General features: G+C 69.2%; 18 protein-coding genes. 8 read left to right on the top strand and 10 right to left on the bottom strand.

What is annotated here, in order from left to right; all coding sequences use genetic code 11:
- Window positions 1–433 precede the first annotated feature (433 nt).
- On the top strand, window positions 434–3,916 hold the full coding sequence (gene rpoB / locus IF55_RS13845) for a DNA-directed RNA polymerase subunit beta (RefSeq protein ID WP_030883142.1): 3,483 nt from the start codon (window positions 434–436) through the stop codon (window positions 3,914–3,916).
- 95 nt (window positions 3,917–4,011) lie between these two features.
- Window positions 4,012–7,920 carry a DNA-directed RNA polymerase subunit beta' gene (locus tag IF55_RS13840; RefSeq protein ID WP_030883140.1) on the top strand — a complete coding sequence of 1,303 codons (3,909 nt, stop codon included), beginning with the start codon at window positions 4,012–4,014 and terminating at the stop codon, window positions 7,918–7,920.
- A 68-nt stretch (window positions 7,921–7,988) separates the two neighbouring features.
- Here IF55_RS13840 and IF55_RS13835 read toward each other — a convergent pair whose 3' ends face one another.
- The 6 genes from IF55_RS13835 to IF55_RS13810 form a co-directional block, all read right to left on the bottom strand.
- Window positions 7,989–8,912, bottom strand: coding sequence for a M48 family metalloprotease (locus IF55_RS13835; protein ID WP_245661192.1), 924 nt, complete (start codon window positions 8,910–8,912; stop codon window positions 7,989–7,991).
- A gap of 461 nt (window positions 8,913–9,373) precedes the next feature.
- Window positions 9,374–9,910 carry a Pycsar system effector family protein gene (locus IF55_RS13830; protein ID WP_030890799.1) on the bottom strand — a complete coding sequence of 179 codons (537 nt, stop codon included), beginning with the start codon at window positions 9,908–9,910 and terminating at the stop codon, window positions 9,374–9,376.
- Between the two features lie 28 nt (window positions 9,911–9,938).
- Window positions 9,939–11,186, bottom strand: coding sequence for a hypothetical protein (locus tag IF55_RS13825; protein ID WP_063763965.1), 1,248 nt, complete (start codon window positions 11,184–11,186; stop codon window positions 9,939–9,941).
- A gap of 29 nt (window positions 11,187–11,215) precedes the next feature.
- A complete protein-coding gene (locus IF55_RS13820) occupies window positions 11,216–13,360 on the bottom strand; it encodes a hypothetical protein (protein WP_030890794.1) in 2,145 nt (714 codons plus the stop codon).
- A complete protein-coding gene (locus tag IF55_RS13815) occupies window positions 13,357–14,181 on the bottom strand; it encodes a nucleotidyl cyclase domain-containing protein (protein ID WP_030890792.1) in 825 nt (274 codons plus the stop codon). Before IF55_RS13815 ends, IF55_RS13820 begins: the two co-directional genes overlap by 4 nt.
- A 157-nt stretch (window positions 14,182–14,338) precedes the next feature.
- Complete coding sequence (locus IF55_RS13810; RefSeq protein ID WP_030890790.1) at window positions 14,339–15,040, bottom strand: Crp/Fnr family transcriptional regulator; 702 nt, start codon at window positions 15,038–15,040, stop codon at window positions 14,339–14,341.
- 395 nt (window positions 15,041–15,435) lie between these two features.
- On the opposite strand from IF55_RS13810, the gene rpsL reads away from it, so the two are divergent.
- The 4 genes from rpsL (at window position 15,436) to tuf (ending at window position 19,805) form a co-directional block, all read left to right on the top strand.
- Window positions 15,436–15,807, top strand: coding sequence for a 30S ribosomal protein S12 (gene rpsL, locus IF55_RS13805; protein ID WP_030890788.1), 372 nt, complete (start codon window positions 15,436–15,438; stop codon window positions 15,805–15,807).
- A 2-nt stretch (window positions 15,808–15,809) separates the two neighbouring features.
- Window positions 15,810–16,280, top strand: coding sequence for a 30S ribosomal protein S7 (rpsG, locus tag IF55_RS13800; RefSeq protein WP_030890786.1), 471 nt, complete (start codon window positions 15,810–15,812; stop codon window positions 16,278–16,280).
- 37 nt (window positions 16,281–16,317) lie between these two features.
- Window positions 16,318–18,441 (top strand): elongation factor G, encoded by a 2,124-nt coding sequence (gene fusA / locus IF55_RS13795; protein ID WP_030890784.1) that lies wholly within the window; start codon window positions 16,318–16,320, stop codon window positions 18,439–18,441.
- Window positions 18,442–18,611: 170 nt separating this feature from the next.
- On the top strand, window positions 18,612–19,805 hold the full coding sequence (gene tuf, locus IF55_RS13790; RefSeq protein WP_030890781.1) for an elongation factor Tu: 1,194 nt from the start codon (window positions 18,612–18,614) through the stop codon (window positions 19,803–19,805).
- 244 nt (window positions 19,806–20,049) lie between these two features.
- On the opposite strand, the gene IF55_RS13785 is transcribed toward tuf, so the two are convergent.
- The 4 genes from IF55_RS13785 to IF55_RS13770 all read right to left on the bottom strand — a co-directional run bounded on the left by IF55_RS13785 (window position 20,050) and on the right by IF55_RS13770 (window position 24,444).
- The gene (locus IF55_RS13785; protein ID WP_245661191.1) at window positions 20,050–22,212 is read right to left on the bottom strand and encodes a PIG-L family deacetylase; all 2,163 of its coding nucleotides are present in this window, start codon (window positions 22,210–22,212) and stop codon (window positions 20,050–20,052) included.
- A 231-nt stretch (window positions 22,213–22,443) separates the two neighbouring features.
- Window positions 22,444–22,929, bottom strand: coding sequence for an ATP-binding protein (locus IF55_RS13780; protein WP_048831952.1), 486 nt, complete (start codon window positions 22,927–22,929; stop codon window positions 22,444–22,446).
- Window positions 22,930–23,071: 142 nt separating this feature from the next.
- Window positions 23,072–23,578 carry a hypothetical protein gene (locus IF55_RS40040; protein WP_048831951.1) on the bottom strand — a complete coding sequence of 169 codons (507 nt, stop codon included), beginning with the start codon at window positions 23,576–23,578 and terminating at the stop codon, window positions 23,072–23,074.
- Window positions 23,578–24,444 carry a hypothetical protein gene (locus tag IF55_RS13770; protein ID WP_030890770.1) on the bottom strand — a complete coding sequence of 289 codons (867 nt, stop codon included), beginning with the start codon at window positions 24,442–24,444 and terminating at the stop codon, window positions 23,578–23,580. The genes IF55_RS40040 and IF55_RS13770 overlap by 1 nt, the downstream gene beginning before the upstream one ends.
- A gap of 516 nt (window positions 24,445–24,960) precedes the next feature.
- On the opposite strand from IF55_RS13770, the gene rpsJ reads away from it, so the two are divergent.
- Both rpsJ and rplC read left to right on the top strand, forming a co-directional pair.
- Window positions 24,961–25,269: a 30S ribosomal protein S10 gene (gene rpsJ / locus IF55_RS13765; protein ID WP_014054162.1), complete on the top strand. Its 309-nt coding sequence runs from the start codon at window positions 24,961–24,963 to the stop codon at window positions 25,267–25,269.
- Between the two features lie 13 nt (window positions 25,270–25,282).
- Window positions 25,283–25,927, top strand: a complete 645-nt coding sequence (gene rplC, locus IF55_RS13760; RefSeq protein WP_030890763.1) for a 50S ribosomal protein L3 — start codon at window positions 25,283–25,285, stop codon at window positions 25,925–25,927.
- The last annotated feature ends 7 nt before the right edge of the window (window positions 25,928–25,934 follow it).

Here is a 25,934-nt window from a genome sequence, read left to right as displayed (position 1 = left end):
GTGATCTTCGTTGTCCCGCAGTGCGCCCCGTGACGATCGCAACGGGGTGGGGGGCCTTGACGAACGGCACACAGCGCGCAATTCTCAGGACGCGTCGTCACATCGGTCCTAGGTCCGAGGCATGGAACGAGGGCGAAGCGGGAAGCCTTGCGGCAGGCGTTGGAGAACGCACAGCAGAACAACGAGGGGGAGACCCCTCCCGGAGGGAGAGGGTGGCGCTGCCGGTCTCCGGAAACCCGGGCTGGACATCAGTGTGGCTAGTGGCTACACTGACCCTTTGCGCTGCCTGTTAGCTGCTCCCTGCCCGTCACCAGGGGCATACCCACTGCTGAGCACGGCTGGTTGAACGTCCCTGACCTGGGATTTCTCTCGGTGTGCACGGAGTGGGACCGGTACGCGCGTAGTGAGTCCGAGCCCTCGGAAGGACCCCCTCTTGGCCGCCTCGCGCAACGCCTCGACTGCCAATACGAACAACGGCGCCAGCACCGCCCCGCTGCGCATCTCATTTGCGAAGATCAAAGAGCCCCTTGAGGTTCCGAACCTCCTTGCGCTGCAGACCGAGAGCTTCGATTGGCTGCTCGGCAATGCCGCATGGAAGGGTCGTGTCGAGGCTGCGCTGGACAGTGGCCAGGACGTCCCCACGAAGTCCGGTCTGGAGGAGATCTTCGAGGAGATCTCCCCGATCGAGGACTTCTCCGGGTCGATGTCCCTGACCTTCCGCGATCACCGCTTCGAGCCCCCCAAGAACTCCATCGACGAGTGCAAGGACCGCGACTTCACGTACGCGGCCCCGCTCTTCGTCACCGCCGAGTTCACCAACAACGAGACCGGCGAGATCAAGTCCCAGACGGTCTTCATGGGCGACTTCCCGCTCATGACCAACAAGGGCACGTTCTGCATCAACGGCACCGAGCGTGTCGTCGTGTCGCAGCTCGTCCGCTCGCCCGGCGTCTACTTCGACTCCTCCATCGACAAGACGTCCGACAAGGACATCTTCTCCGCCAAGGTCATCCCCTCCCGCGGTGCCTGGCTGGAGCTGGAGATCGACAAGCGCGACATGGTCGGCGTCCGCATCGACCGCAAGCGCAAGCAGTCCGTGACCGTCCTCCTCAAGGCCCTCGGCTGGACGACCGAGCAGATCCTGGAGGAGTTCGGCGAGTACGAGTCCATGCGCGCCACCCTGGAGAAGGACCACACCCAGGGTCAGGACGACGCGCTGCTCGACATCTACCGCAAGCTGCGTCCGGGCGAGCCGCCGACGCGCGAGGCCGCGCAGACGCTGCTGGAGAACCTCTACTTCAACCCGAAGCGCTACGACCTCGCGAAGGTCGGCCGCTACAAGGTGAACAAGAAGCTCGGCGCGGACCAGCCGCTGGACGCCGGCGTGCTCACCACCGACGACGTCATCGCGACCATCAAGTACCTGGTCAAGCTGCACGCCGGCGAGGTCGAGACGGTCGGCGAGAACGGCACCACGATCGTCGTCGAGACCGACGACATCGACCACTTCGGCAACCGCCGCCTGCGCAACGTCGGCGAGCTCATCCAGAACCAGGTCCGCACGGGTCTGGCCCGTATGGAGCGCGTCGTCCGCGAGCGGATGACCACGCAGGACGTCGAGGCGATCACGCCGCAGACCCTGATCAACATCCGGCCGGTCGTCGCCTCCATCAAGGAGTTCTTCGGCACCAGCCAGCTCTCGCAGTTCATGGACCAGACCAACCCGCTGTCGGGCCTGACCCACAAGCGCCGCCTGTCGGCGCTGGGCCCCGGCGGTCTGAGCCGTGAGCGGGCCGGCTTCGAGGTCCGTGACGTGCACCCCTCGCACTACGGCCGGATGTGCCCGATCGAGACGCCCGAAGGCCCGAACATCGGTCTGATCGGCTCCCTCGCCTCGTACGGCCGGGTCAACGCGTTCGGCTTCGTCGAGACCCCGTACCGCAAGGTCACCGACGGCGTCGTCACCGACCAGGTGGACTTCCTCACCGCCGACGAGGAGGACCGCTTCGTCATCGCGCAGGCGAACGCCCCGCTGACGAACGAGAACACCTACGCCGAGGACCGCGTCCTCGTCCGCCGCCGCGGCGGCGAGATCGACTACGTGCCCGGCGCGGACATCGACTACATGGACGTCTCGCCGCGCCAGATGGTGTCGGTCGCGACCGCCATGATCCCGTTCCTGGAGCACGACGACGCCAACCGCGCGCTCATGGGATCGAACATGATGCGCCAGGCCGTGCCGCTCATCAAGGCGGAGGCCCCGCTGGTCGGCACCGGCATGGAGTACCGCTGCGCGGTCGACGCCGGCGATGTCATCAAGGCCGAGAAGGACGGTGTGGTCCAGGAGGTCTCCGCGGACTACGTCACCGTCGCCAACGACGACGGCACGTACAACACGTACCGGGTCGCGAAGTTCTCCCGCTCGAACCAGGGCACGTCCTTCAACCAGAAGGTCGTCGTGGACGAGGGCGCCCGAGTGATCACCGGTCAGGTGCTCGCCGACGGCCCGTCCACGGACGAGGGCGAGATGGCGCTCGGCAAGAACCTCCTCGTGGCGTTCATGCCGTGGGAGGGCCACAACTACGAGGACGCGATCATCCTGTCGCAGCGCCTCGTCCAGGACGACGTCCTCTCCTCGATCCACATCGAGGAGCACGAGGTCGACGCCCGCGACACCAAGCTCGGCCCGGAGGAGATCACCCGGGACATCCCGAACGTCTCCGAGGAGGTCCTCGCCGACCTCGACGAGCGCGGCATCATCCGCATCGGCGCCGAGGTCGTGGCCGGCGACATCCTGGTCGGCAAGGTCACGCCCAAGGGCGAGACCGAGCTGACCCCCGAGGAGCGCCTGCTCCGCGCGATCTTCGGCGAGAAGGCGCGCGAGGTGCGCGACACCTCGCTGAAGGTGCCGCACGGCGAGATCGGCAAGGTCATCGGCGTCCGCGTCTTCGACCGCGAGGAGGGCGACGAGCTGCCCCCGGGCGTCAACCAGCTCGTCCGCGTCTACGTCGCGCAGAAGCGCAAGATCACCGACGGTGACAAGCTCGCCGGCCGCCACGGCAACAAGGGCGTCATCTCCAAGATCCTGCCGGTCGAGGACATGCCGTTCCTGGAGGACGGCACCCCGGTCGACATCATCCTCAACCCCCTCGGTGTGCCGTCCCGAATGAACCCGGGACAGGTCCTCGAAATCCACCTGGGCTGGCTCGCCAGCCGGGGCTGGAAGGTCGAGGGCAGCGAGGAGTGGATGCAGCGGCTCCAGTCCATCGGCGCCGACGACGTCGCGCCGGGCACCAACGTCGCGACCCCGGTCTTCGACGGCGCCCGCGAGGACGAGATCGCCGGTCTCTTCGAGTCCACGATCCCCAACCGCGACGGCGAGCGCATGGTGCTCCCGTCCGGCAAGGCCCGGATGTTCGACGGCCGCTCCGGCGAGCCGTTCCCGGACCCGATCTCGGTCGGGTACATGTACATCCTCAAGCTGCACCACCTGGTCGACGACAAGCTGCACGCCCGGTCGACCGGTCCGTACTCGATGATCACCCAGCAGCCGCTGGGTGGTAAGGCCCAGTTCGGTGGCCAGCGCTTCGGTGAGATGGAGGTGTGGGCGCTGGAGGCGTACGGCGCCGCGTACGCCCTCCAGGAGCTGCTGACCATCAAGTCCGACGACGTGACCGGCCGCGTGAAGGTCTACGAGGCCATCGTCAAGGGCGAGAACATCCCGGAGCCCGGCATCCCCGAGTCCTTCAAGGTGCTCATCAAGGAGATGCAGTCCCTCTGCCTCAACGTGGAGGTGCTGTCGTCGGACGGTATGTCCATCGAGATGCGCGACACCGACGAGGACGTCTTCCGCGCGGCGGAGGAGCTCGGCATCGACCTGTCCCGGCGCGAGCCGAGCAGCGTCGAAGAGGTCTGACGGGTCTGGCCGGGGCCCCTCGCCAGGAGCCCCGGCCGTCCCAGGACCCCCAGACCACGATGAAGACACGACCCTGAAAGAGGGATTGACGACCAGTGCTCGACGTCAACTTCTTCGACGAGCTGCGGATCGGCCTGGCCACCGCGGACGACATTCGGACCTGGTCCCACGGCGAGGTCAAGAAGCCGGAGACCATCAACTACCGCACCCTCAAGCCCGAGAAGGACGGACTCTTCTGCGAGAAGATCTTCGGTCCGACCCGGGACTGGGAGTGCTACTGCGGCAAGTACAAGCGTGTCCGCTTCAAGGGCATCATCTGCGAGCGCTGCGGCGTCGAGGTCACTCGTGCCAAGGTGCGCCGTGAGCGGATGGGCCACATCGAGCTGGCCGCTCCCGTCACCCACATCTGGTACTTCAAGGGCGTCCCGTCGCGCCTGGGCTACCTGCTCGACCTCGCCCCGAAGGACCTTGAGAAGGTCATCTACTTCGCCGCCTACATGATCACGTGGGTGGACGAGGAGCGCCGCACGCGCGACCTGCCCTCGCTGGAGGCGCACGTCTCCGTCGAGCGCCAGCAGATCGAGCAGCGCCGCGACGCCGACCTGGAGGCCCGCGCCAAGAAGCTTGAGTCGGACCTGGCCGAGCTGGAGGCCGAGGGCGCCAAGGCCGATGTGCGCCGCAAGGTGCGCGAGGGCGCCGAGCGCGAGATGAAGCAGCTCCGCGACCGCGCGCAGCGCGAGATCGACCGCCTCGACGAGGTGTGGAGCCGCTTCAAGAACCTCAAGGTCCAGGACCTGGAGGGCGACGAGCTGCTCTACCGCGAGCTGCGCGACCGCTTCGGCACGTACTTCGACGGCTCGATGGGCGCCGCCGCGCTGCAGAAGCGGCTGGAGACCTTCGACCTCGACGAGGAGGCCGAGCGCCTCCGCGAGATCATCCGCACCGGCAAGGGCCAGAAGAAGACCCGCGCGCTCAAGCGCCTCAAGGTCGTCTCGGCCTTCCTCCAGACCAGCAACAGCCCCAAGGGCATGGTGCTGGACTGCATCCCGGTGATCCCGCCGGACCTGCGTCCGATGGTGCAGCTCGACGGTGGCCGCTTCGCGACCTCCGACCTGAACGACCTGTACCGCCGTGTGATCAACCGCAACAACCGCCTGAAGCGGCTTCTCGACCTCGGCGCGCCCGAGATCATCGTGAACAACGAGAAGCGCATGCTCCAGGAGGCCGTGGACGCCCTCTTCGACAACGGTCGTCGCGGTCGTCCGGTCACCGGTCCCGGCAACCGGCCGCTGAAGTCCCTGAGCGACATGCTCAAGGGCAAGCAGGGCCGCTTCCGCCAGAACCTGCTCGGCAAGCGAGTCGACTACTCGGCGCGTTCCGTCATCGTCGTCGGCCCGCAGCTCAAGCTGCACCAGTGCGGTCTGCCGAAGGCCATGGCGCTGGAGCTCTTCAAGCCGTTCGTGATGAAGCGCCTGGTGGACCTGAACCACGCGCAGAACATCAAGTCGGCGAAGCGCATGGTCGAGCGCGGCCGTACCGTCGTGTACGACGTGCTGGAAGAGGTCATCGCCGAGCACCCGGTGCTGCTCAACCGTGCTCCGACCCTGCACCGCCTCGGCATCCAGGCCTTCGAGCCGCAGCTCGTCGAGGGCAAGGCCATTCAGATCCACCCGCTCGTGTGCACCGCGTTCAACGCGGACTTCGACGGTGACCAGATGGCCGTGCACCTGCCGCTGTCCGCGGAGGCGCAGGCCGAGGCCCGCATCCTGATGCTGTCCTCGAACAACATCCTCAAGCCGGCCGACGGCCGTCCGGTCACCATGCCGACCCAGGACATGGTGCTGGGGCTCTTCTTCCTCACGACCGACGAGAAGGAGCGCGAGGTCAAGGGCGAGGGCCGGGCGTTCGGCTCGACCGCCGAGGCCACCATGGCGTTCGACGCCCGGGAGCTGTCACTCCAGGCGAAGGTCGACATCCGCTTCCCCATCGGCACCGTCCCGCCCCGCGGCTGGACCCCGCCGACCCCGGAGGAGGGCGACGAGCACGGCGGCGAGTGGCAGCAGGGCGACAGCTTCCGGCTGCGTACGACCCTGGGCCGCGCGCTCTTCAACGAGCTGCTGCCCGAGGACTACCCGTTCGTCGACTACTCGGTGGGCAAGAAGCAGCTCTCCGAGATCGTCAACGACCTGGCCGAGCGCTACCCCAAGGTCATCGTGGCGGCGACGCTCGACAACCTGAAGGCGGCCGGCTTCCACTGGGCGACCCGGTCCGGCGTCACCGTCGCCGTCTCGGACATCGTCGTCCCGGAGGCCAAGAAGGCCATCGTCAAGGGCTACGAGGCCCAGGACGAGAAGGTCCAGAAGCAGTACGAGCGCGGTCTGATCACCAAGGACGAGCGCACGCAGGAGCTCATCGCGATCTGGACCAAGGCGACCAACGAGGTCGCCGAGGCGATGAACGCGAACTTCCCCAAGACGAACCCCATCTTCATGATGGTTGACTCGGGCGCCCGAGGAAACATGATGCAGATGCGTCAGATCGCCGGTATGCGTGGTCTGGTGTCCAACGCGAAGAACGAGACCATCCCGCGACCCATCAAGGCGTCGTTCCGTGAGGGTCTCACCGTGCTGGAGTACTTCATCTCCACGCACGGCGCCCGTAAGGGTCTCGCGGACACCGCCCTGCGTACCGCCGACTCGGGTTACCTGACCCGTCGTCTGGTGGACGTCTCGCAGGACGTGATCATCCGCGAGGAGGACTGCGGCACCGAGCGCGGCCTCAAGCTGGACATCGCGACCAAGGGCGCCGACGGCGTGCTCCGCAAGACCGACGACGTCGAGACCAGCGTGTACGCGCGCATGCTCGCCGAGGACGTGGTCGTCGACGGCAAGGTCATCGCGCCCGCCAACGTCGACCTCGGCGATGTGCTCATCGAGCAGCTCGTCGCGCACGGCGTGCAGACGGTCAAGACCCGCTCGGTCCTCACCTGCGAGTCCGCGGTCGGCACCTGTGCCTTCTGCTACGGCCGCTCGCTGGCGACCGGCAAGCTGGTGGACATCGGCGAGGCGGTCGGCATCATCGCCGCCCAGTCGATCGGTGAGCCCGGCACCCAGCTCACGATGCGTACCTTCCACACCGGTGGTGTGGCCGGTGACGACATCACCCAGGGTCTGCCGCGTGTCGTCGAGCTCTTCGAGGCCCGTACGCCCAAGGGCGTCGCCCCGATCTCGGAGGCGGCCGGCCGGGTCCGGGTCGAGGAGACCGAGAAGACCAAGAAGATCGTCGTCACCCCCGACGACGGCAGCGACGAGACGGCCTACCCGATCTCGAAGCGCGCCCGTCTGCTGGTGGGCGAGGGCGACCACGTCGAGGTGGGCCAGAAGCTCACCGTCGGTGCCACCAACCCGCACGACGTGCTGCGCATCCTCGGCCAGCGCGCCGTCCAGGTGCACCTGGTCGGCGAGGTCCAGAAGGTCTACAACTCGCAGGGCGTGTCGATCCACGACAAGCACATCGAGATCATCATCCGGCAGATGCTGCGCCGCGTGACGATCATCGAGTCCGGCGACGCGGAGCTGCTGCCGGGCGAGCTCGTGGAGCGCACCCGCTTCGAGGGCGAGAACCGTCGCGTCGTGACGGAAGGCGGCCACCCGGCCTCCGGCCGTCCGCAGCTCATGGGCATCACCAAGGCCTCGCTGGCGACGGAGTCCTGGCTGTCGGCGGCGTCCTTCCAGGAGACGACCCGAGTCCTGACGGACGCGGCGATCAACGCCAAGTCCGACAGCCTCATCGGCCTCAAGGAGAACGTCATCATCGGTAAGCTCATCCCGGCCGGTACGGGCCTGTCCCGCTACCGCAACATCCGGGTGGAGCCCACCGAGGAGGCCAAGGCCGCCATGTACTCGGCCGTCGGTTACGACGACATCGACTACTCGCCCTTCGGGACGGGGTCGGGCCAGGCCGTGCCGCTGGAGGACTACGACTACGGGCCGTACAACCAGTAAGCGGTTGAGTTGAACCGAAGGGCGGCCACCCCGGTTGGGGGGCCGCCCTTCGGCGTGCCCGGGGCACCTCAGCCGCGCGGCTGGAGGTACGGCTGAAGGTGGTGCAGCCGGGTGTGGTAGTCCGGGTGCGAGGCGAGCAGCCGGGACAGGGACTCCTGCCGGGGCGGCCCCGCGGCACCGGTGGGCTGGGCGGTCGGCGTCGCCTGCGCGGCGGCGGTCTCCGCCTGGTGCAACTGGCCCAGCACCTCCACCAGCATCGGCGCGAAGCCGAGGGCGGCGGCCTGCTGGTCCGCCCGCAGCTCCGCGCGGCGGCCGACGGCGGCCAGCGCGTACGGCATGACGAGGATCAGCAGTGGGAGCCCGTAGAGCGTTTGGACGGTGGCCATGGCGAGTCCGCCGAAGGCGATGAGCAGAATGCCGACGCCGAAGCAGGCCAGGCAGCCGGAGGCCCGGCGGACGGCCGAGGCGGCACCGCGCAGCAGCCGCCAGGCGACGCGGCCGGGCAGCGCGTACCAGTAGCCGAGCAGCGAGGACCAGGAGTGGCCGCCGATGTGGTGGCCCAGTTCGTGCGCGAGTACGGCCGCGAGCTGGCCGTTGGGCAGCCGCTGCACGGCGAAGCGGGTGACCCCGACGATATGGCCGGCGGCGGCGACCGCGTTGAGGTGGTCGCTGTCCTCGATCCACAGCTCGTAATTGCGGCTCACGACGCCGGCGCGGGTGCTGACCTCGTGCCATACGGGCTCCAGCCGCGCCCGTTCGTCGGGGGTGGGGTAGCGCAGCCGCAGGAAGTGCCGGGCGATCACGCTCTCGGTGGGGCGGTGGAACACCAGCGCGCCGCTGACCAGCCAGAGGATCACGAGGATCAGCCCGATGCCGCCGAGGAAGAGGGCGAGGAGGGTGACGACCAGCAGGCTGCACAGGAAGTTCGGCACGTACAGGAGCAGCCGGCTCAGAGCGGTGGCGTCCGCGCCGCGCTGGTGATCGGCGAGCACGACGCGGCGCTGCTGGAAGGGCAGCTCGTGGGGGTGGGGCGGGGGCTGCGACGGAGGCTCGGACTGGGGAGGGGGAGGCGGTGGTTGCTGTGGCGGCGGCTGGTGTGTGCCGGGGGCGGGGGGTGCCTGGGGCGGTACGTGGGGTGGCGGGGTGGGGTGCTGGGGGTACTGGGGCGGCGGAGACTGCGGGTACTCCGGCGGGGCCTGTGGGTAGTGCGGGGGCTCCTGCGGGTAGTGCGGGGCCTGTGGGTAGTGCGGGGGCTCCTGCGGGTACTGCGGAGTCTGCGGGTAGTGGGGCGGCTCCTGCGGGTACTGCGGATATTGCGGTGGGTCCTGGGGGTACTGCGGTGGTGGTGGCGCGCCTGGGTACTGCGGTTCTTCCGGAGGTGTCATGGGGAGTTCCTTCGATCGGCCCGGCCCGGTGCGGGGGGCGCGGACGAGAGCGGTAGGTGCGTGCGGAGTCAGCCGATGAGCAGCGCGGCGGGCAGCAGCAGCGTGCCGCCGCAGAAGGCGACGAGCCCGGCTCGAATCCACTGGTGCTTGCGGGTGGCGATGCGGCTGTTCTCGGTGAGCGCGACCACCAGCCCCGTGAGCGGGTCGCGTTCGGTGTCGGCGAGTGCGTCGGCCAGTCGGCCCAGGGCCGCGGCGCGCTGGATGTCGCCGAAGTAGCTGAGCCGCCGGCCGGGCTGCCACTGGCTGGCGCGGTAGCGCGGGAGCACCGCCATCAGCAGGGCGAAGAGCGATGCGGTGAGCGCCGCGATCCCGGCCCACCACACGAACGCGCCGGCCGCCGACAGGGCGTCCGGGCGCCAGGACCGGCCGGCCAGCAGTGCGCTGAACACCCCGGCCGTCATGCCCAGCGCCGCGATGAGGACGGACGCCTTGCTGTCGGCGCGCTCGATCTCGGCGTGCAGCCCGTCGAGCAGCCGAGCGCCGGCCTCCCGTCCTTCCGCTGGCTCCGGGTCGGGGACGGGCGCGGGAACGGGTGCGGTGGCCATGGCGTACGGGCTCCTCTCGGGCAGCGGCTCAGTGGTCGGGGTGCGGTTTCGAGAGCGGGATGCCGTCGGTCGGCGTTCGCTGCTGTGCGTCCTGCTGGGCGCCGGCCTGCGGCGGCACGGGCGGAACAGGCGGAACGGGCGGTACGGGCGGAGGGGTGGCCCCGGCCGTCGTAGGCGCGTACGGGCCCGGAGGCGCGTACGGCTTCGGGGGCTCGTACGGCCCCGGCTGCTGCTGCCCCGGCTGCTCAGGCTGTCCTGCCCCCAGCGCCTCCTGCGCGCCCGGCGCGGGCGCCGGCGGCGAGGCCTGCACGCCCGGGAGCCGCTGGTTGAGGATGTCGTTGACGACCTTGAGCGCGAGCTTCTTCGGCTCCTCCATCTGGTACTCCTCCAGTCCGTTGCCCTTCATCACCTCCGTCGCCAAGTGCATCTGGTTGCGGATCATCTCCAACTGGTCCGCGCGCATGCTCTCCATCACCAGCCGGGAGTCCTCGGGGTGCTGCGCCAGGTGCAAGGCCCACGCGGCGACCCCGCCCTGCTCCAGGTGGTACTGGTAGAAAGCGATCTTCTGGGCGTTCAGCTCCTGCTCCTGCTGCGCGCGCAGCACCTCGAACTCGTGCTGCTGCCGCTGCTCCCGCATGCGCAGCGCGTGGCCCGGGTCCAGGGTCTCGTCGGCATACCGGATGGTGCGCAGTTCCCGCTGGTGCGCGATGGCGTCGTCGTCGAGGCGCAGCCGCACGGCGCAGCCCACCCGCAGCCCGGCGTCGGCCCCGAACGGTCCCCCGGAGTCGACCGCGTCCTGCACGGCCCGTTCCGCCTCGGCGCTCCGCTCGACGGGGTGGCGGCGGCTGACCGAGCGCAGCAACTGCTGGAGCCGGCGGGTGAGGAGGGCGGGCACGTCGCGCTCGCCGCTCGCGACGAACCGCACCGGGTCCTCGACCTGCCAGCTGAGATCGACGTCCGCGCCGAACTCGAAGGCGTCGATGTCGCTGGGCAGCGCCAGCTCCAGATGGACGGCGTGGACGCCCATGTCCACCTCGTACATGGCGGTGTAGCGGCGGCTCATGACCTCCGAGCGCGATGGCCGGTGCGGCGGGAGGTATGCCTCGTACGAGCCGTCGGGGGTGGCGAAGACCAGAGCGTGGTCGATGCGGCTGATGCGCTTGCGGGTCGAGTACTCGAAGCGGGAGAGCTGCCGGACGGTGATGACGGGATCGGTCAACTGCGTGTGCCGGTCGGCGGGTTGCTGCCATTCCGGTGGGCGGTGGAAATCCGCCATGGTTCATCTCCTTGCGGGTGGGGCGGTCTTCAGTGAGCTGTGGTGAGCGCGGCGAGCAGCCGGGCCGCGACGGGCGGGGGCGGGCCGCCGTCGGCGCCGGGCAGGGTGCGCAGCAGATGGCCGAGACGCTGCTGGTCGGCTGAGGTGACGGCGAGGGCGGGGAGCAGGGCGGCGAGAGCCCGTTCCGCGTCGGGGTCGGTGTCCGCGCCGCGCACCCAGCCGCGGAGCGTTTCGAGGGCGGCCGCGGTGTGCGTACGGTCGGTGAGGGCGGCGCGCCACAGGGCGGTCAGGTGCCGGTCGTCCTCGGTGTGCTCGCCGGTGGCCCGCTCGTACCAGGCCAGGAGCAGGGGGCGGCCGTCGTCGTCCTCGGTGCGGCCGGCGGCGCGCAGAAACGAACGGAGCGCGAATCCGCGGGCCGGGCCGGCGTCCGTGAGGTCTCCCGCCAGTTCGGCGAGGACCGTGCCGTCGGCGCCGGAGCCGCTGGCGTCGGGGAGGAGCAGCAGTTCGGCGGCGTCGGCGAGGTGGTCGGTCTCGTACTCCTCGATGTCCGGGCGGCGCGCGGCCGTGCGCAGGGCGTCCAGCGCCTCGGCCGGGAACTCCGGTCCGAGCAGCGCGTACCCGCGGATGGCGGTCCAGCGGCGCCGGTCGTCGTGGCCGGTGCACCAGGAGTGGAGGATGCGCGGGATGGCGGGGGTGCCCAGGTAGTGGGCGAGGGTGAGGGCGTTGGCGGCGGTGAGGCGGTCGCGGTAGCGCGTCGCACCGGCCCAGCCCTGGATGACCAGCGCCATGGTGGACGGCAGGTCGGACGCGGCGAGGGTGGCCGCGAGCGCCGCCGCGCGGGTGCGGACCAAGGGGCGGCCGTCTGCGGCCAGTCGGCGGATCCAGCGCACGACGGCGGGGCGGGCGGAAGGGTGGCCGGTCCACACCTCGCGGAGCAGCAGCAGCGCCGTGCGCGGGTCCTGGAAGGCGGCCATGCGCTGCGGTACGGGCCCCCATTCGGTGGCCTCGTCCTTCCGGTAGACGCGGCCACGGGCGAGCTGGAGGCGGTCGGCGGCGGAGGTGCCGAAGACGGGGATCTCGGGCCCCGCGTCCGGTTGCTGAGTCTCCTGGAGGAAGACGTAGAGCAGATCGCCCAGTTCGGCCGTCAGGGCGTAGGGGGCCTCGTCGAAGACCGCGAGGGAGATGAGGAACGCCTTGTCGAGCAAGCGCAGTTCGGGGTCGCCGAGCCACTCCTGCACTTGGCTCTCCACGGCCGATTGGCTGTAAGCGGCCAGCTCGTCGAGGCCGGTTCCCTCACGGCCGTACCGGGCGGCCTCGGCGGCGAACCCGGCGACCTCGCGTAGCTGGTGCCGGTGGCCGAGGAAGTCCTGTACGGGCGCCAGCTCCAGCAGCTTCTCGGCCTCCGCGGCGCCGACCAGGCCGTGCAGATGGGCGCGGAGCACGTCGGCCGGGGGCGGCGGCTCCCAGGGGACGGGGCCGACGCCGTCGACGAAGGCGCCCGGCGCGACGGTGATCACGAGATGGCCGCCCGCGCCGAGCTTCTCGACAGCCGCCAGCAGATGGTTGCGGCGCAGCGGCCGGGTGCGGCTGGTGACCAGGTCGCACAGGACGTACCCGGGCGCGCCGGTCAATTGGTCGCGCAGGTCGGTGGGGGAGGTGTCGGGGTCGAGGGCGCGGACGGCGCCGGCGCCGAGGCGGTGCAGCAGCATCAGGGCGGCGGCGCGGCGGCCGGTGAAGTGGCCGCCGGACAGGACGAGGACGCGCTCGTCGCGCAGCCGCTCCAGCGCGGCGGCGAAACCGGGGCCCTCGGCGTAGAGGGCGTCGAGCTGCTCCAGCTCGGCGCGGGGGATCTCGCCGGAGGCGTGCGCGGGGCCGGCCGGGGCCATGTGGAAGATCTCGGTCTTGCCGCCCATGACGACGTCGCCGGTGACGCGGCCGCCGCTGACGCCGTGCTGGTCGCCGCCGACCAGGCCGCCGCCGAAGGAGGCGGCGGAGCCGAGGATGATGCCGGGGCTGTGGTCGAACAGTTCGCGACGGGCGGCCCATGCCTCCTGGGGCTCGTCCGCCTCCTCCACGGGCTCCTGCTCGTCCGCGCCGGGCGCCGGCGGCGGTCCGGCGGGGTCCGGCGCCGCGCCTGGCCGGGGGTGTGCGGCTTCGGGCTCGTACGGGCTCACGGGCTCTCACGCCGTTCTGTGGTCTTGCCGCCCATGACGACGTCGCCGGTGACCTGGCCGCCGCTGACGCCGTGCTGGTCGCCGCCGACCAGGCCGCCGCCGAAGGAGGGGGAGCCGCCGTTGAAGGCGAAGGTCGCACCGCTGCCGGGGCCGGGCGTTCCCGCCGCGGCCGCTCCCGTCATGGCGGCTTCCGTCGCGGCCGCTCGCGGAGGCTCCTGCTGCGGCCGCGCGTGCTCCGGCGGTACGGGCCCGCACAGCCAGCCCGTGAGCGATCCCTCCTTGGTCCGTACGGAGATCTCGTGGAACTCTTCGGGCCTCAGTCCGGGGTGCCCGTGGCGGACAACGCCCTGGTAGACGGAGTCGGACACGCACAGCACGCTCTGCTCGGACCGCTCGCGCAGCGCTGCCCGCAGCGGGTCCGCGTCCAGCAGCCGGAACGCCTGGTTGAGGTCGTGGCCGACGGCCCCGCCGAGCGTGCCGGGCTGCGGGTGCAGAGCGACCTCCCCGGAGGCCACGACGATCCGCAGCCGGACCTGGGCGCTGGCGGCGGCGAGCCGGTTGTTGGCGTGCAGCAGGGTGGGGGTCTGCGTCAGCAGCGCCCGCAGCAGCCGCGGCTTGGCGATCTCGGGGCTGATCAGCGCCATGACGCAGTCGCCGCGGTCCTCGCGGTGCTGCGCGGTCGGCTCGACGCCCGCGGCGGTCAGGGTGTCCTCGACGACGGTGTGCAGCATGCGGCGCATGAAGGTCTGCTCGACGTCGTCCCGCTGGCCGAATTTCTCGATGTCGAAGAGCAGGATGGTGCGGTTGACGGGTTCGGTCATGGTTCCCTCTCGCTGTCCGGTGCGGGGCCTCTGTCGCGGCCGGTGGTCAGCACAGTGCCGGGCGGCGCTCCGGCGCGGGAGGGCGGATGACGCGGACGGACTGTGACCGTGTGCACAGAGCGGTGGCCCAGGCGTGCGCGGGGCCGGGCGGCGGTGTTCAGAGCGCGCGCCCCGTCCGCCGCAGCAGCTCGGGCCGGACGATGACGAGGGTGCGGCGGCGGGTGATGACGGCCTGCCGCTCCCGGTACTCCTTGAGCAGCCGGGCGACCGCCTCGCGTGAGGCGCCGAGGGAGCCCGCGATCTCCTGCTGGCTGAGCGGGACGGTCAGCTCGATGCCCTCGGAGGTCCGTCTGCCGTGCGTACGGGCCAGGTCCAGCAGGAGGACGGCGAGGCGCTCGCGCACGGTGAGCGCGGCGAACTCCAGGCGGCGGCGGTCGCCGTGGTGGAGCCGGTCGAAGGTGAGGCGCAGCAACTGCAGAGCGGCGCGCGGGGTGTCTTCCAGGTAGGCGGTGAACCGCTCCCGGTCGAGGGCGACGGCCTCGACGTCCTCCAGGGCGGTCACGGTGGCCGAGCGGGGCCGTTCGCTGATGGCGGCGGTCTCGCCGAGGATGTCACCGGGGCCGCGCAGGGCGAGCAGCGCCTCGTAGCCGTTGGCGGCGGAGGCGGTGACCTTGGTCCAGCCGCGCAGGAGGAGCAGGACGTGCGTGGAGGGCTCGCCTTGGTGGATGACGACGGCGCGGGAGGCGTAGCGCAGCGGGCGGCCGAGCGCGATGAGAGCGGCGCGGTCGTCGTGTTCGAGACGGGCCAGATAGGGCACCCGGTCGTCGAGGGCGCCGTCGCCGCCCCACGTGTCACCCATGGCTCCGTGCCCCCGCAACGTTCACCGATGTCCCTCCGCAACGCGTCAACGTAGTGCAGGAAAACGACTGGGGAAGGGGAAACGGCCGACTTCACAACCGTGTGCGACGCTGGAAGCAAGCCGATGGCCCGGCGTGTCCCGGCGGGCGGCATTTGTTTTGACCGGAGTGGATGCGGTAGGTACGCTCAGACCTTGTGCCTGGGGTGTGCCCGGGTCCTTGTGCGTGCGTTCGTCCGTACGGGACATCGAGGGCAAGCCGCCGATCCATGAAGCACTTTCCGTCGTTCTCGCGACGTGAGGCGCGGCGTGGGGTGTGCGACACACCCGACCGCGTGGGTCGGAGGAGCGCCGCAGGTTAGTTTTATCGAGATCGGCACACAGAAACCGGAGAAACGGTGCCTACGATCCAGCAGCTGGTCCGCAAGGGCCGGCAGGACAAGGTCGAGAAGAACAAGACGCCCGCGCTCGAGGGCTCGTCCCAGCGCCGCGGCGTCTGCACGCGTGTCTTCACGACCACCCCGAAGAAGCCGAACTCGGCCCTGCGCAAGGTCGCCCGTGTGCGCCTGACCAGCGGTATCGAGGTTACGGCCTACATTCCGGGTGAGGGACACAACCTGCAGGAGCACTCGATCGTGCTCGTGCGCGGTGGCCGTGTGAAGGACCTGCCGGGTGTTCGTTACAAGATCATCCGCGGTTCGCTTGACACCCAGGGCGTCAAGAACCGCAAGCAGGCTCGCAGCAAGTACGGCGCCAAGAAGGAGAAGTAAGAATGCCTCGTAAGGGCCCCGCCCCGAAGCGCCCGGTCATCATTGACCCGGTCTACAGCTCTCCTCTGGTGACCTCCCTCATCAACAAGGTCCTGCTGAACGGCAAGCGCTCCACCGCCGAGCGCATCGTCTACGGCGCCATGGAGGGACTGCGCGAGAAGACCGGCAACGACCCGGTCATCACGCTCAAGCGCGCGCTCGAAAACATCAAGCCCGCCCTGGAGGTCAAGTCCCGCCGTGTCGGTGGCGCGACCTACCAGGTGCCGGTCGAGGTCCGTCCGGGCCGCGCCTCCACCCTCGCGCTGCGCTGGCTCGTCGGGTACTCCCGCGCCCGCCGCGAGAAGACCATGACCGAACGCCTCATGAACGAGCTGCTGGACGCCTCGAACGGCCTCGGCGCCTCCGTCAAGAAGCGTGAGGACACTCACAAGATGGCCGAGTCCAACAAGGCCTTCGCGCACTACCGCTGGTAGTCGCTACCCACATCGAACCGAGAGAAGACTGAGCCATATGGCCACCACTTCGCTTGACCTGGCCAAGGTCCGCAATATCGGGATCATGGCCCACATCGACGCGGGCAAGACGACCACCACCGAGCGGATTCTGTTCTACACCGGTGTCTCTTACAAGATCGGTGAGGTCCACGACGGCGCTGCCACGATGGACTGGATGGAGCAGGAGCAGGAGCGCGGCATCACGATCACGTCTGCCGCGACGACCTGCCACTGGCCGCTGAACGACGTCGACCACACCATCAACATCATCGACACCCCGGGCCACGTCGACTTCACCGTCGAGGTGGAGCGTTCGCTGCGCGTGCTCGACGGTGCCGTGACGGTGTTCGACGGCGTCGCCGGTGTTGAGCCGCAGTCCGAGACGGTGTGGCGGCAGGCCGACCGCTACGGCGTGCCGCGCATCTGCTTCGTCAACAAGCTCGACCGCACCGGCGCCGAGTTCCACCGCTGCGTCGACATGATCGTCGACCGCCTCGGTGCGGTGCCGCTGGTCATGCAGCTCCCGATCGGCACCGAGGCCGACTTCAAGGGCGTCGTCGACCTCGTCGCCATGAAGGCGCTGGTCTGGAACGCCGAGGCCGCCAAGGGCGAGATGTACGACACCGTCGACATCCCGGAGACGCACGCCGAGGCCGCCGAGGAGTGGCGCGGCAAGCTGCTCGAAGCCGTCGCCGAGAACGACGAGGCCATGATGGAGCTGTACCTGGAGGGCCAGGAGCCCACCCAGGACCAGCTCATCGAGGCGATCCGCCGCATCACCATCGCCTCCACGGGCGCCGAGGGCACCGTCACGGTCACCCCGGTGTTCTGCGGTACGGCGTTCAAGAACAAGGGCGTGCAGCCGCTGCTGGACGCCGTCGTGCGCTACCTGCCGTCGCCGCTGGACGTCGACGCGGTCGAGGGCCACTCCGTCAAGGACGAGGACGAGGTCATCAAGCGTCGTCCGTCCGAGGACGAGCCGTTCGCCGGCCTGGCCTTCAAGATCGCGAGCGACCCGCACCTCGGCAAGCTCACCTTCGTCCGGGTGTACTCGGGCCGCATGGAGACCGGCGCCCAGGTGCTGAACTCCGTGAAGGGCAAGAAGGAGCGCATCGGCAAGATCTACCGGATGCACGCGAACAAGCGTGAGGAGATCGAGGGCGTGGGCGCCGGCGACATCGTCGCCGTCATGGGTCTCAAGCAGACCACCACGGGCGAGACCCTCTGCGACGCGGGCCAGCCGGTGATCCTGGAGTCCATGAACTTCCCCGCTCCGGTGATCGAGGTCGCCATCGAGCCGAAGTCCAAGGGCGACCAGGAGAAGCTGGGTGTCGCCATCCAGCGCCTCGCCGAGGAGGACCCGTCCTTCCAGGTCGTCACCGACGAGGAGACCGGCCAGACCATCATCAAGGGGATGGGCGAGCTCCACCTCGACGTGCTGGTCGACCGGATGCGCCGCGAGTTCCGGGTCGAGGCGAACGTCGGCAAGCCGCAGGTCGCGTACCGCGAGACGCTGCGCAAGGCCGTCGAGCGCATCGACTACACGCACAAGAAGCAGACTGGTGGTTCCGGCCAGTTCGCCAAGGTGCAGATGGCGATCGAGCCCCTTGAGGGCGACGGGTACGAGTTCGAGAACAAGGTCACCGGTGGCCGCATCCCGCGGGAGTACATCCCGTCCGTGGACCAGGGCTGCCAGGAGGCCATGCAGTTCGGTGTTCTCGCCGGCTACCCGCTGACCGGCGTCAAGGTGACACTGCTCGACGGTGCCTTCCACGACGTCGACTCCTCCGAGATGGCGTTCAAGATCGCCGGTTCCATGGCGTTCAAGGAGGGTGCCCGCAAGGCGTCGCCGGCTCTGCTGGAGCCGATGATGGCCGTCGAGGTCACCACCCCCGAGGACTACATGGGCGATGTCATCGGCGACATCAACTCCCGCCGTGGGCAGATCCAGTCCATGGAGGACCGCAGCGGCGCCAAGCTCGTCAAGGGTCTGGTTCCGCTGTCGGAGATGTTCGGCTACGTCGGAGACCTCCGCAGCAAGACCTCGGGTCGCGCAAGCTACTCGATGCAGTTCGACTCCTACGCCGAGGTTCCGCGGAACGTCGCCGAGGAGATCATCGCCAAGGCCAAGGGCGAGTGACTCCGTCCACGCGGACGAGTCGCACACCTTAGGCTAGAAACCGAATGCCGGGGCATTCCTCAGCAGACCAGAGGGAATGCGGCGGAAGCCCCGGCGGACGGCACCCCAGCAAAGATCACCTGGCGCCGATGAAGTAAGGCGTACCAGAACCACTCCACAGGAGGACCCCAGTGGCGAAGGCGAAGTTCGAGCGGACTAAGCCGCACGTCAACATCGGCACCATCGGTCACATTGACCACGGTAAGACGACGCTGACCGCGGCGATTACCAAGGTGCTGCACGACGCGTACCCGGACCTGAACGAGGCCTCGGCCTTCGACCAGATCGACAAGGCTCCTGAGGAGCGCCAGCGCGGTATCACGATCTCCATCGCGCACGTCGAGTACCAGACGGAGAACCGTCACTACGCGCACGTCGACTGCCCCGGTCACGCGGACTACATCAAGAACATGATCACGGGTGCCGCGCAGATGGACGGCGCCATCCTCGTGGTCGCCGCCACCGACGGCCCGATGCCGCAGACCAAGGAGCACGTGCTCCTGGCCCGCCAGGTCGGCGTTCCGTACATCGTCGTCGCCCTGAACAAGGCCGACATGGTGGACGACGAGGAGATCCTGGAGCTCGTCGAGCTCGAGGTCCGTGAGCTCCTCTCCGAGTACGAGTTCCCGGGCGACGAGCTCCCGGTCGTCAAGGTCTCCGCGCTGAAGGCGCTGGAGGGCGACAAGGAGTGGGGCCAGTCGGTCCTCAACCTCATGCAGGCCGTCGACGACTCCATCCCCTCCCCGGAGCGCGACACCGACAAGCCGTTCCTGATGCCGATCGAGGACGTCTTCACCATCACCGGTCGCGGTACGGTCGTCACCGGCCGCATCGAGCGTGGTGTCCTCAAGGTCAACGAGACCGTCGACATCATCGGCATCAAGCAGGACAAGACCACGACCACGGTCACCGGCATCGAGATGTTCCGGAAGCTGCTGGACGAGGGTCAGGCCGGTGAGAACGTCGGTCTGCTGCTCCGCGGCATCAAGCGCGAGGACGTCGAGCGCGGCCAGGTCATCATCAAGCCCGGCTCGGTCACCCCGCACACGGAGTTCGAGGCGCAGGCGTACATCCTGTCGAAGGACGAGGGTGGCCGCCACACCCCGTTCTTCAACAACTACCGCCCGCAGTTCTACTTCCGTACCACGGACGTGACCGGCGTCGTGACCCTCCCCGAGGGCACCGAGATGGTCATGCCGGGCGACAACACCGCCATGTCGGTCCAGCTCATCCAGCCGGTCGCCATGGAGGAGGGCCTGAAGTTCGCCATCCGTGAGGGTGGCCGGACCGTGGGTGCCGGCCAGGTCACCAAGATCGTCAAGTGACGATCCGGTCGGTCTGACGCTCCTCGGAGCCGTACGCCAGAGGCCCTGTCCACTTCGGTGGGCAGGGTCTCTGGCTTTTGTGCGTCCGCACATCTCCTGACGGGGGCGCGCGGGTGGGCGCGAGGGGCGTACGTACGCTCGTACGCCCCTCGCACGGCGAAGGCCCGTACGCGCCGGGGGGAGGGCGTACGGGCCTTGAGCCTTTACGGGGCCGGAGCCGGCCTGCTAGGGCGCGGCGTCGGGCTCACGTGTGCGAGGCCGGCTTCGGGCGCCAGATCCACGGCACCGCGTCCGGGCCCATGCCCACCACGCACAGCTTCTGATCGGCGTCCGCGAGCAGCGAGACCGTGCCCACCGCCACGAACTTGTCGGGCGCGCGCAGCGGCGTGGCGCTGGGGGAGGTGCTGTCCTGGAGCTGCACCCCGCCGTTGGTGGCGCGGCCCAGCATCATGACGGAGTCCTTGCTGCCGCGCACGGGCAGCGTGTGGGTGCCGATGGGCCCGTAGCCGTCGAAGTGCTGGAGCGTGCTGCTCTTCATCGACCTCGCGGCGACGTCGGCGGCCGTCTGCTGGGCGTCGCCCCCCAGCTCCGGCGGCGTGAAGGTGTGCACGACGGGCTGTACGGCGGCCGGCGTGCGGTAGACGACGGTGATCGAGCCGTCCGGGGCGAGGGTGGCGCCGGCCTGCCCGCCGGGCTGCGGCAGGCCGTCCAGCGGCTGGAAGTACACCTCCTTGCCGGGGGCGTCCTGCGTCCAGTGGTGGACGGAGTCGCGGCCGGGAGCGAAGACGTGGACGCGCTGCTGTTTGTCCAGCATCACGGTGATGCCTTCCTGGATCTCGCTGCCGTCGATGTCCTTCCAGCCGCTCCAGTGGCCGTTCGGCTCGCGGACGCGGGTGGCGAGGCCCTTGTCGGCCGTACGGACGTACAGGTACACCCGGCCGTCGGGGGTGGCGATCGCGGCGGGGCAGCCGACTCGTCTGCCGCGCCACTCCTTGCGCACGGGGTTGCCGAGGCTGGTCCAGGGCTTGAACGGGCCGTCGGGGGAGCGCTGCTCCAGCATGACGATCTCGCGGGTGTTCGGGCGGCCCTGGCCCTCCAGGGCGGAGAAGCGCAGCGCGAAGATGAGCCGGCGGCCCTTGGAGTCCTTGACGGAGGACAGGGTGGGGGCGAGCGGGCCGCCGCCGAGGTTCTGCGGGGAGGCCCAGCGGCCGCTGCCGGGGCTGGTCTCGATCCAGCGGACGGCCTGGGTGCCCAGCACGCCGTACGCCTCCAGGCGGCCTGCCTTGTCGGTGGAGGTGGCGGGCAGGGCGCCGGGGTAGCGGTAGTGGGTGGAGCGGATCCACGCCTTGCGGTTGCGCATCGAGCGGTCGCCGCCCTGGCCGTAGTCGCCGCAGCCGCCGGGGTTGCCGCACTCCCAGTGCGGGTCGCCGCCGTAGGCGTTGACGAGCTTGCGCTTCTGGTCGACGACGTCGAGTGGCAGATTGTGCGGCCAGCGCTGGTTGTAGTAGCCGCGGAAGGAGGTCGTGGTGAACGGCGGGGCCTTGCGGTCGCGCTTGGTGGCGTCGGCCACCCACTGCGACATCGCCTTCCAGGTGAAGAGCGCCGTCGGGGTGTGGTCCCGGTGGTCGGAGCACGAGCCGTAGTCGTTGTCCTTGGGGTGCGTGGCGTCGTGCACCTGGAACTCGGGGTCCGGGTCCATCGTGTGGATCACGGTGGGCTTGAACCGGTCCATGATGCCGGCCAGCACGTCGACGAGGGTGTCGTGGGTGTACTTGCTGACCGTCTGGCACGGGGAGTCGGCCGCGATCATCGAGCGCATCTCCAGGCCCGGCTTCTCCCACAGGAACGGTATTCGGACGTCGCCGGGGGAGAGCATCGCGATGTTGAGGAAGATCAACTGGGCGTGCAGGTTGCCGTGCGACAACACGTTGGCCTCGGCCTTGACGCCGCCCGGCAGGTCGATGACCGACTTCTGCCAGGGCGTGAACTTGTCCACGCCGAGCATGGTCGCGTACGCCTGGCGCAGCCCCTGGTGGCGCGAGGAGGAGTAGGCGGCCTTGTCCGGCTTGGTCTTCGGCATCCCCTTGATCCAGTTCTGGCCGACCGCCTCGCCGGCCGTCACGTACACGGAGACGACCGGGACGCCGGAGCGCACGATGTGCTCGGCGTCCGGGTTCATGAAGTAGAGGTCGTCGTCGGGGTGTGCCATGACCTGAAGCAGCAGCGACTTCTTGTCGCCGGTGAACGGCTCCGTCGCGTTCGGGTTGACGGCACGCACGGGCGAGGCGGAGGCCGATGACTTTCCGTCACCGCCGCCGCTGCATCCCGCCGCCGCCACTGCTGTGGCCGCGGCGAGGCCGGCCAGCGCGGACCGACGCGATATGCCCGAGCGTTCTGAGATGTTCAACTCCGTGACTCCGTCCCTTTGTGCAGCACGCAAGCCCCGGCTGCCCCGTGCGTGATAGGGGACGGTGAGAGATTCGCGTAGGTTGCCCAAGACCGGGACAAAGCCGGTTACGAAATGGACAAGCACATATTCTCCCGTACGCCGCCGGGGCGGATTGACATGACCGCCGGTCGGCGTAGTGAGGGGGGCGCGTGCGGGCGTTCGGGGGCGCTTCCGGCGCTTCCCGCACGGCTAGCGCCGGGGGCGGTCGGGAGGCTGTTCCTGCATCCGGTACGGGGCCGGCAGGTCCAGCTCGGCCCAGACCTTCTTGCACGGGGCCGGGCCCGGTTCCGTACCCCAGCGGTCGGCGTACGCCTGGACCAGAAGCAGGCCGCGGCCCGTCTCCTCGTCGTCGGGGGCCGCCGCGGGGGGCGCGGCCGACGGTGGGCGGTCGCCTCGGGCATCGGTCACTTCGATACGGAGAGTGCTCGCGCTCACCGTCATGCCGAGCCGGAAGTCCCGGCCCGGCACGCGGCCGTGCGACACGGCGTTCGCGGCCAGCTCCGCGACGACCTGCTCCCCCGCCTCGAACGGCAGCCCCCACGAACGGAGCTGCTCCGTCGCGAGCAACCGGGCCAACCGGGCGCCCCGGCGGGTGGGGGACAACTGGACACGGAATCGACGGGTGGGGGAGGCCGGGTGGAAGGCGCTGCGCTGAGCGACAGATTCGTGATTCACATCACTTAGCGTGTCCGCAGATGCACGCGCTGAAAAGTGATGGCACCGGTACGTACCGGCACCGGTTACAGCTCCGGCGCGAAACCTGTACGGGTCTCGCGCCGGAGGGAATTTCACCGCCCACCACGGGCGGGCGTGCGCCTCAGGCCTCCAGGAAGATCTCGTCAGCGGAGTCGGCGGTGCCCACGCGGGTGAGCCACGGGGTGAGCGTTTCGATGTCGCGGCAGGTGGCGACGTGCTCGCGCGTTGTGTCGGAGACCTCGATGCCGCGCTGGTCCAGGACGGTCAGGACTGACTTGGCCGTTCCTTCGAAGAACCCCTCCACGAAGCTCTCGACATAGCCCTGCACGTAGCGCTCGTCATAGCCCCTATCCCTTAGCTGCTGGGCCGTTTTCGAGCGGAGGAGCGAAAGCTCGGCCGCCGCCGGGGTCAGCGGTTCGAAGAGATCCGAAGTCGTCCGGGCGGTGAAGGACTGGTCGAACCAGGCATTGAGCGTGTCGATGTCGGCGCAGGTCATGATGTGTTCCCGGGCCTCTACGGACAGTTTGAAGCCGCGCTTGACGAGCAGCCGCACGAGCATCTCGGCTCTGCCTTCGGACCGCAGCCGCTGGGAGGTCTCCGAGCGGAAGAAGGAGAGAGGGGCCGCCATCAGGCCTCGTCCTCTTCGAAGAGTTCCGTGACTGAGGCGCCCGAATCGATGCGGGCCATCCAGGTGATGAGGGTTTCGGTGTCGTGGCAGGCGGTGATGCGTTCGCGCGCTTCCTCGGGGACCTCGATGCCGCGCTTGTCGAGAAGGGCCAAGACCACCTGGGCCGCTCCCTCGGCCCGCAGCCTCTGTGACGTTTCGGAGCGGAAGAAAGAGAGGTCGGCCGCCATGAGGTCCCTCCAGATCTGAGCTGCCGGGGCGTTGCCCAGGCCGAGTTCGGTGAGTTCGGTGAAGACGCGGGCGGTGTACTGGTCGACGGTCTTCAGGGCTGAGGCGAGGGCTTTCAGTATGGCATCGGCATTCGGCTCGCGACCGTGAGTGATGGCCGACAGTGTTGCCAGTGGGACGTCGCGGGCGGCGACGGAGACGTCGGTGATGACGGGGACGTTGTGGGGGCCCAGGACGAGTGGGCGGAGGGTGAGCGCGGGCCACTGGGCGGGGCCGATGGTGAAGGGGCCGGAGGCCCAGGCGGCGGTGGTCCGGTCCTGGCATACGACCAGGAGCACGGGCGGTGTGCCGTATTTGGCCCATAGGTGCGCCAGGTAGTACGCCCAGCTCGCCGGCTTGGTGGGGTCCTTCTTTCCCTGGGCCTCCACGAGCAGGAGGAAGCCGTCGTCCTCCGCCGTGTCGAACCGCAGCAGGGTGTCCACCCGGCGTTCCAGCGGCTTGGTCTCCGTGAGATCCGTGGGCAGGAGCGACACCGCTACGGGGTCGCTGAACGGGATGCCGAGCGCCCGGAAGGTACGGGCGAAGATTCCCGGGTCCTCCTGGAAGATCCGGTGCATCGCCTCGTGGGATGAGCTGACCATGAGGTGGACGCTATGGGCCGTTCAGGTGAGTTATGCGTTTACCGGCGGTTGTTCACTCTATGTGATGACGCCGATGGCTCTGGGTGACTTTTGGGGTGGCGGGGGCGCGCCGGGGGGAGTGCGCGCTTGCGGTGCGCCGGAGTGGGGTACGCTGCTCCGCTTCGATTGGCCAGCCTTGTGCCCCGTATGGCAGACTGTCGGGGTTGCTCGGTTGAGTGCCGATGCTGCGCGCCTCCCGCCGGGAGGACTGGAAGCGAGTCCCGCAGTACTCGTCACCTCGCCGCTCCGTCTTCGGAGCAGCGTGGTGGAAGTACGGGAATCTTCCGGGAAGCGTCAGCGCGGCCCCGGCCAGGCACTCGGTGGGTGCTTTCCCCCCACGACCCCCTTCGCAGGGAATTCCTCGTCTGGAGGAATTCAATCGGAAGGGGTGCGACACGCCCGACCGCGTGGGTCGGAGGGAAGGCGCGTACGAACCGAGTCCCAGAGCGTTACGAGAGACAGGACTACGAAGTAGCCATGGCGGGACAGAAGATCCGCATCCGGCTCAAGGCCTACGACCACGAGGTCATCGACTCCTCGGCGAAGAAGATCGTCGAGACGGTGACCCGCACTGGTGCGTCGGTCGCGGGCCCGGTGCCGCTGCCCACAGAGAAGAACGTGTACTGCGTCATCAAGTCGCCGCACAAGTACAAGGACGCGCGCGAGCACTTCGAGATGCGTACGCACAAGCGCCTCATCGACATCCTCGACCCCACGCCGAAGACGGTCGACTCGCTCATGCGGCTCGACCTGCCGGCGGGCGTCGACATCGAGATCAAGCTCTGAGGTGACGCGCGAGATGGCTAAGCAGATTAAGGGCGTCCTGGGCGAGAAGCTCGGCATGACCCAGGTCTGGGACGAGAACAACCGGGTCGTCCCGGTGACGGTCGTCAAGGCCGGGCCCTGCGTCGTGACCCAGGTCCGCAAGAACGATGTCGATGGCTACGAGTCGGTCCAGATCGCCTTCGGCGAGATCGACCCGCGCAAGGTGAACAAGCCCCTCAAGGGCCACTTCGCCAAGGCCGACGTGACCCCGCGCCGCCACCTGGTGGAGCTGCGGACCTCCGACGCCGCCGAGTACACGCTCGGCCAGGAGATCACCGCCGCCGTGTTCGAGTCGGGCGTCAAGGTCGACGTCACCGGCAAGAGCAAGGGCAAGGGCTTCGCCGGTGTCATGAAGCGTCACAACTTCAAGGGCCTGGGCGCCGGCCACGGCACCCAGCGCAAGCACCGCTCGCCCGGCTCCATCGGTGGCTGCGCCACCCCGGGCCGCGTGTTCAAGGGCCTGCGCATGGCGGGCCGCATGGGCAACGAGCGGGTCACCACCCAGAACCTGACCGTTCACGCCGTTGACGCGGAGAAGGGCCTGCTCCTGATCAAGGGAGCGGTTCCTGGTCCGAATGGCGGCCTCGTCCTGGTCCGTACCGCGGCCAAGGGGGCCTGAGGTAACC

Source organism: Streptomyces varsoviensis (assembly GCF_000718635.1).
Taxonomy (GTDB): domain Bacteria; phylum Actinomycetota; class Actinomycetes; order Streptomycetales; family Streptomycetaceae; genus Streptomyces; species Streptomyces varsoviensis.
The sequence above is the reverse complement of the archived record's forward strand: the minus strand, read 5'-3'. Positions and strand labels throughout refer to the sequence as shown.

Coding starts and splice junctions, on each gene's coding strand:
- IF55_RS13815 (WP_030890792.1), bottom strand. CDS start 14,181: ATGACCGAACCCGTCAACCGCACCATCCTGCTCTTCGACATCGAGAAA.
- IF55_RS13830 (WP_030890799.1), bottom strand. CDS start 9,910: ATGGCCACCGCACCCGTTCCCGCGCCCGTCCCCGACCCGGAGCCAGCG.
- IF55_RS13825 (WP_063763965.1), bottom strand. CDS start 11,186: ATGGCGGATTTCCACCGCCCACCGGAATGGCAGCAACCCGCCGACCGG.
- rplC (WP_030890763.1), top strand. CDS start 25,283: ATGGCTAAGCAGATTAAGGGCGTCCTGGGCGAGAAGCTCGGCATGACC.
- IF55_RS40040 (WP_048831951.1), bottom strand. CDS start 23,578: ATGGCGGCCCCTCTCTCCTTCTTCCGCTCGGAGACCTCCCAGCGGCTG.
- IF55_RS13770 (WP_030890770.1), bottom strand. CDS start 24,444: ATGGTCAGCTCATCCCACGAGGCGATGCACCGGATCTTCCAGGAGGAC.
- rpsG (WP_030890786.1), top strand. CDS start 15,810: ATGCCTCGTAAGGGCCCCGCCCCGAAGCGCCCGGTCATCATTGACCCG.
- IF55_RS13810 (WP_030890790.1), bottom strand. CDS start 15,040: ATGGGTGACACGTGGGGCGGCGACGGCGCCCTCGACGACCGGGTGCCC.
- rpsJ (WP_014054162.1), top strand. CDS start 24,961: ATGGCGGGACAGAAGATCCGCATCCGGCTCAAGGCCTACGACCACGAG.
- fusA (WP_030890784.1), top strand. CDS start 16,318: ATGGCCACCACTTCGCTTGACCTGGCCAAGGTCCGCAATATCGGGATC.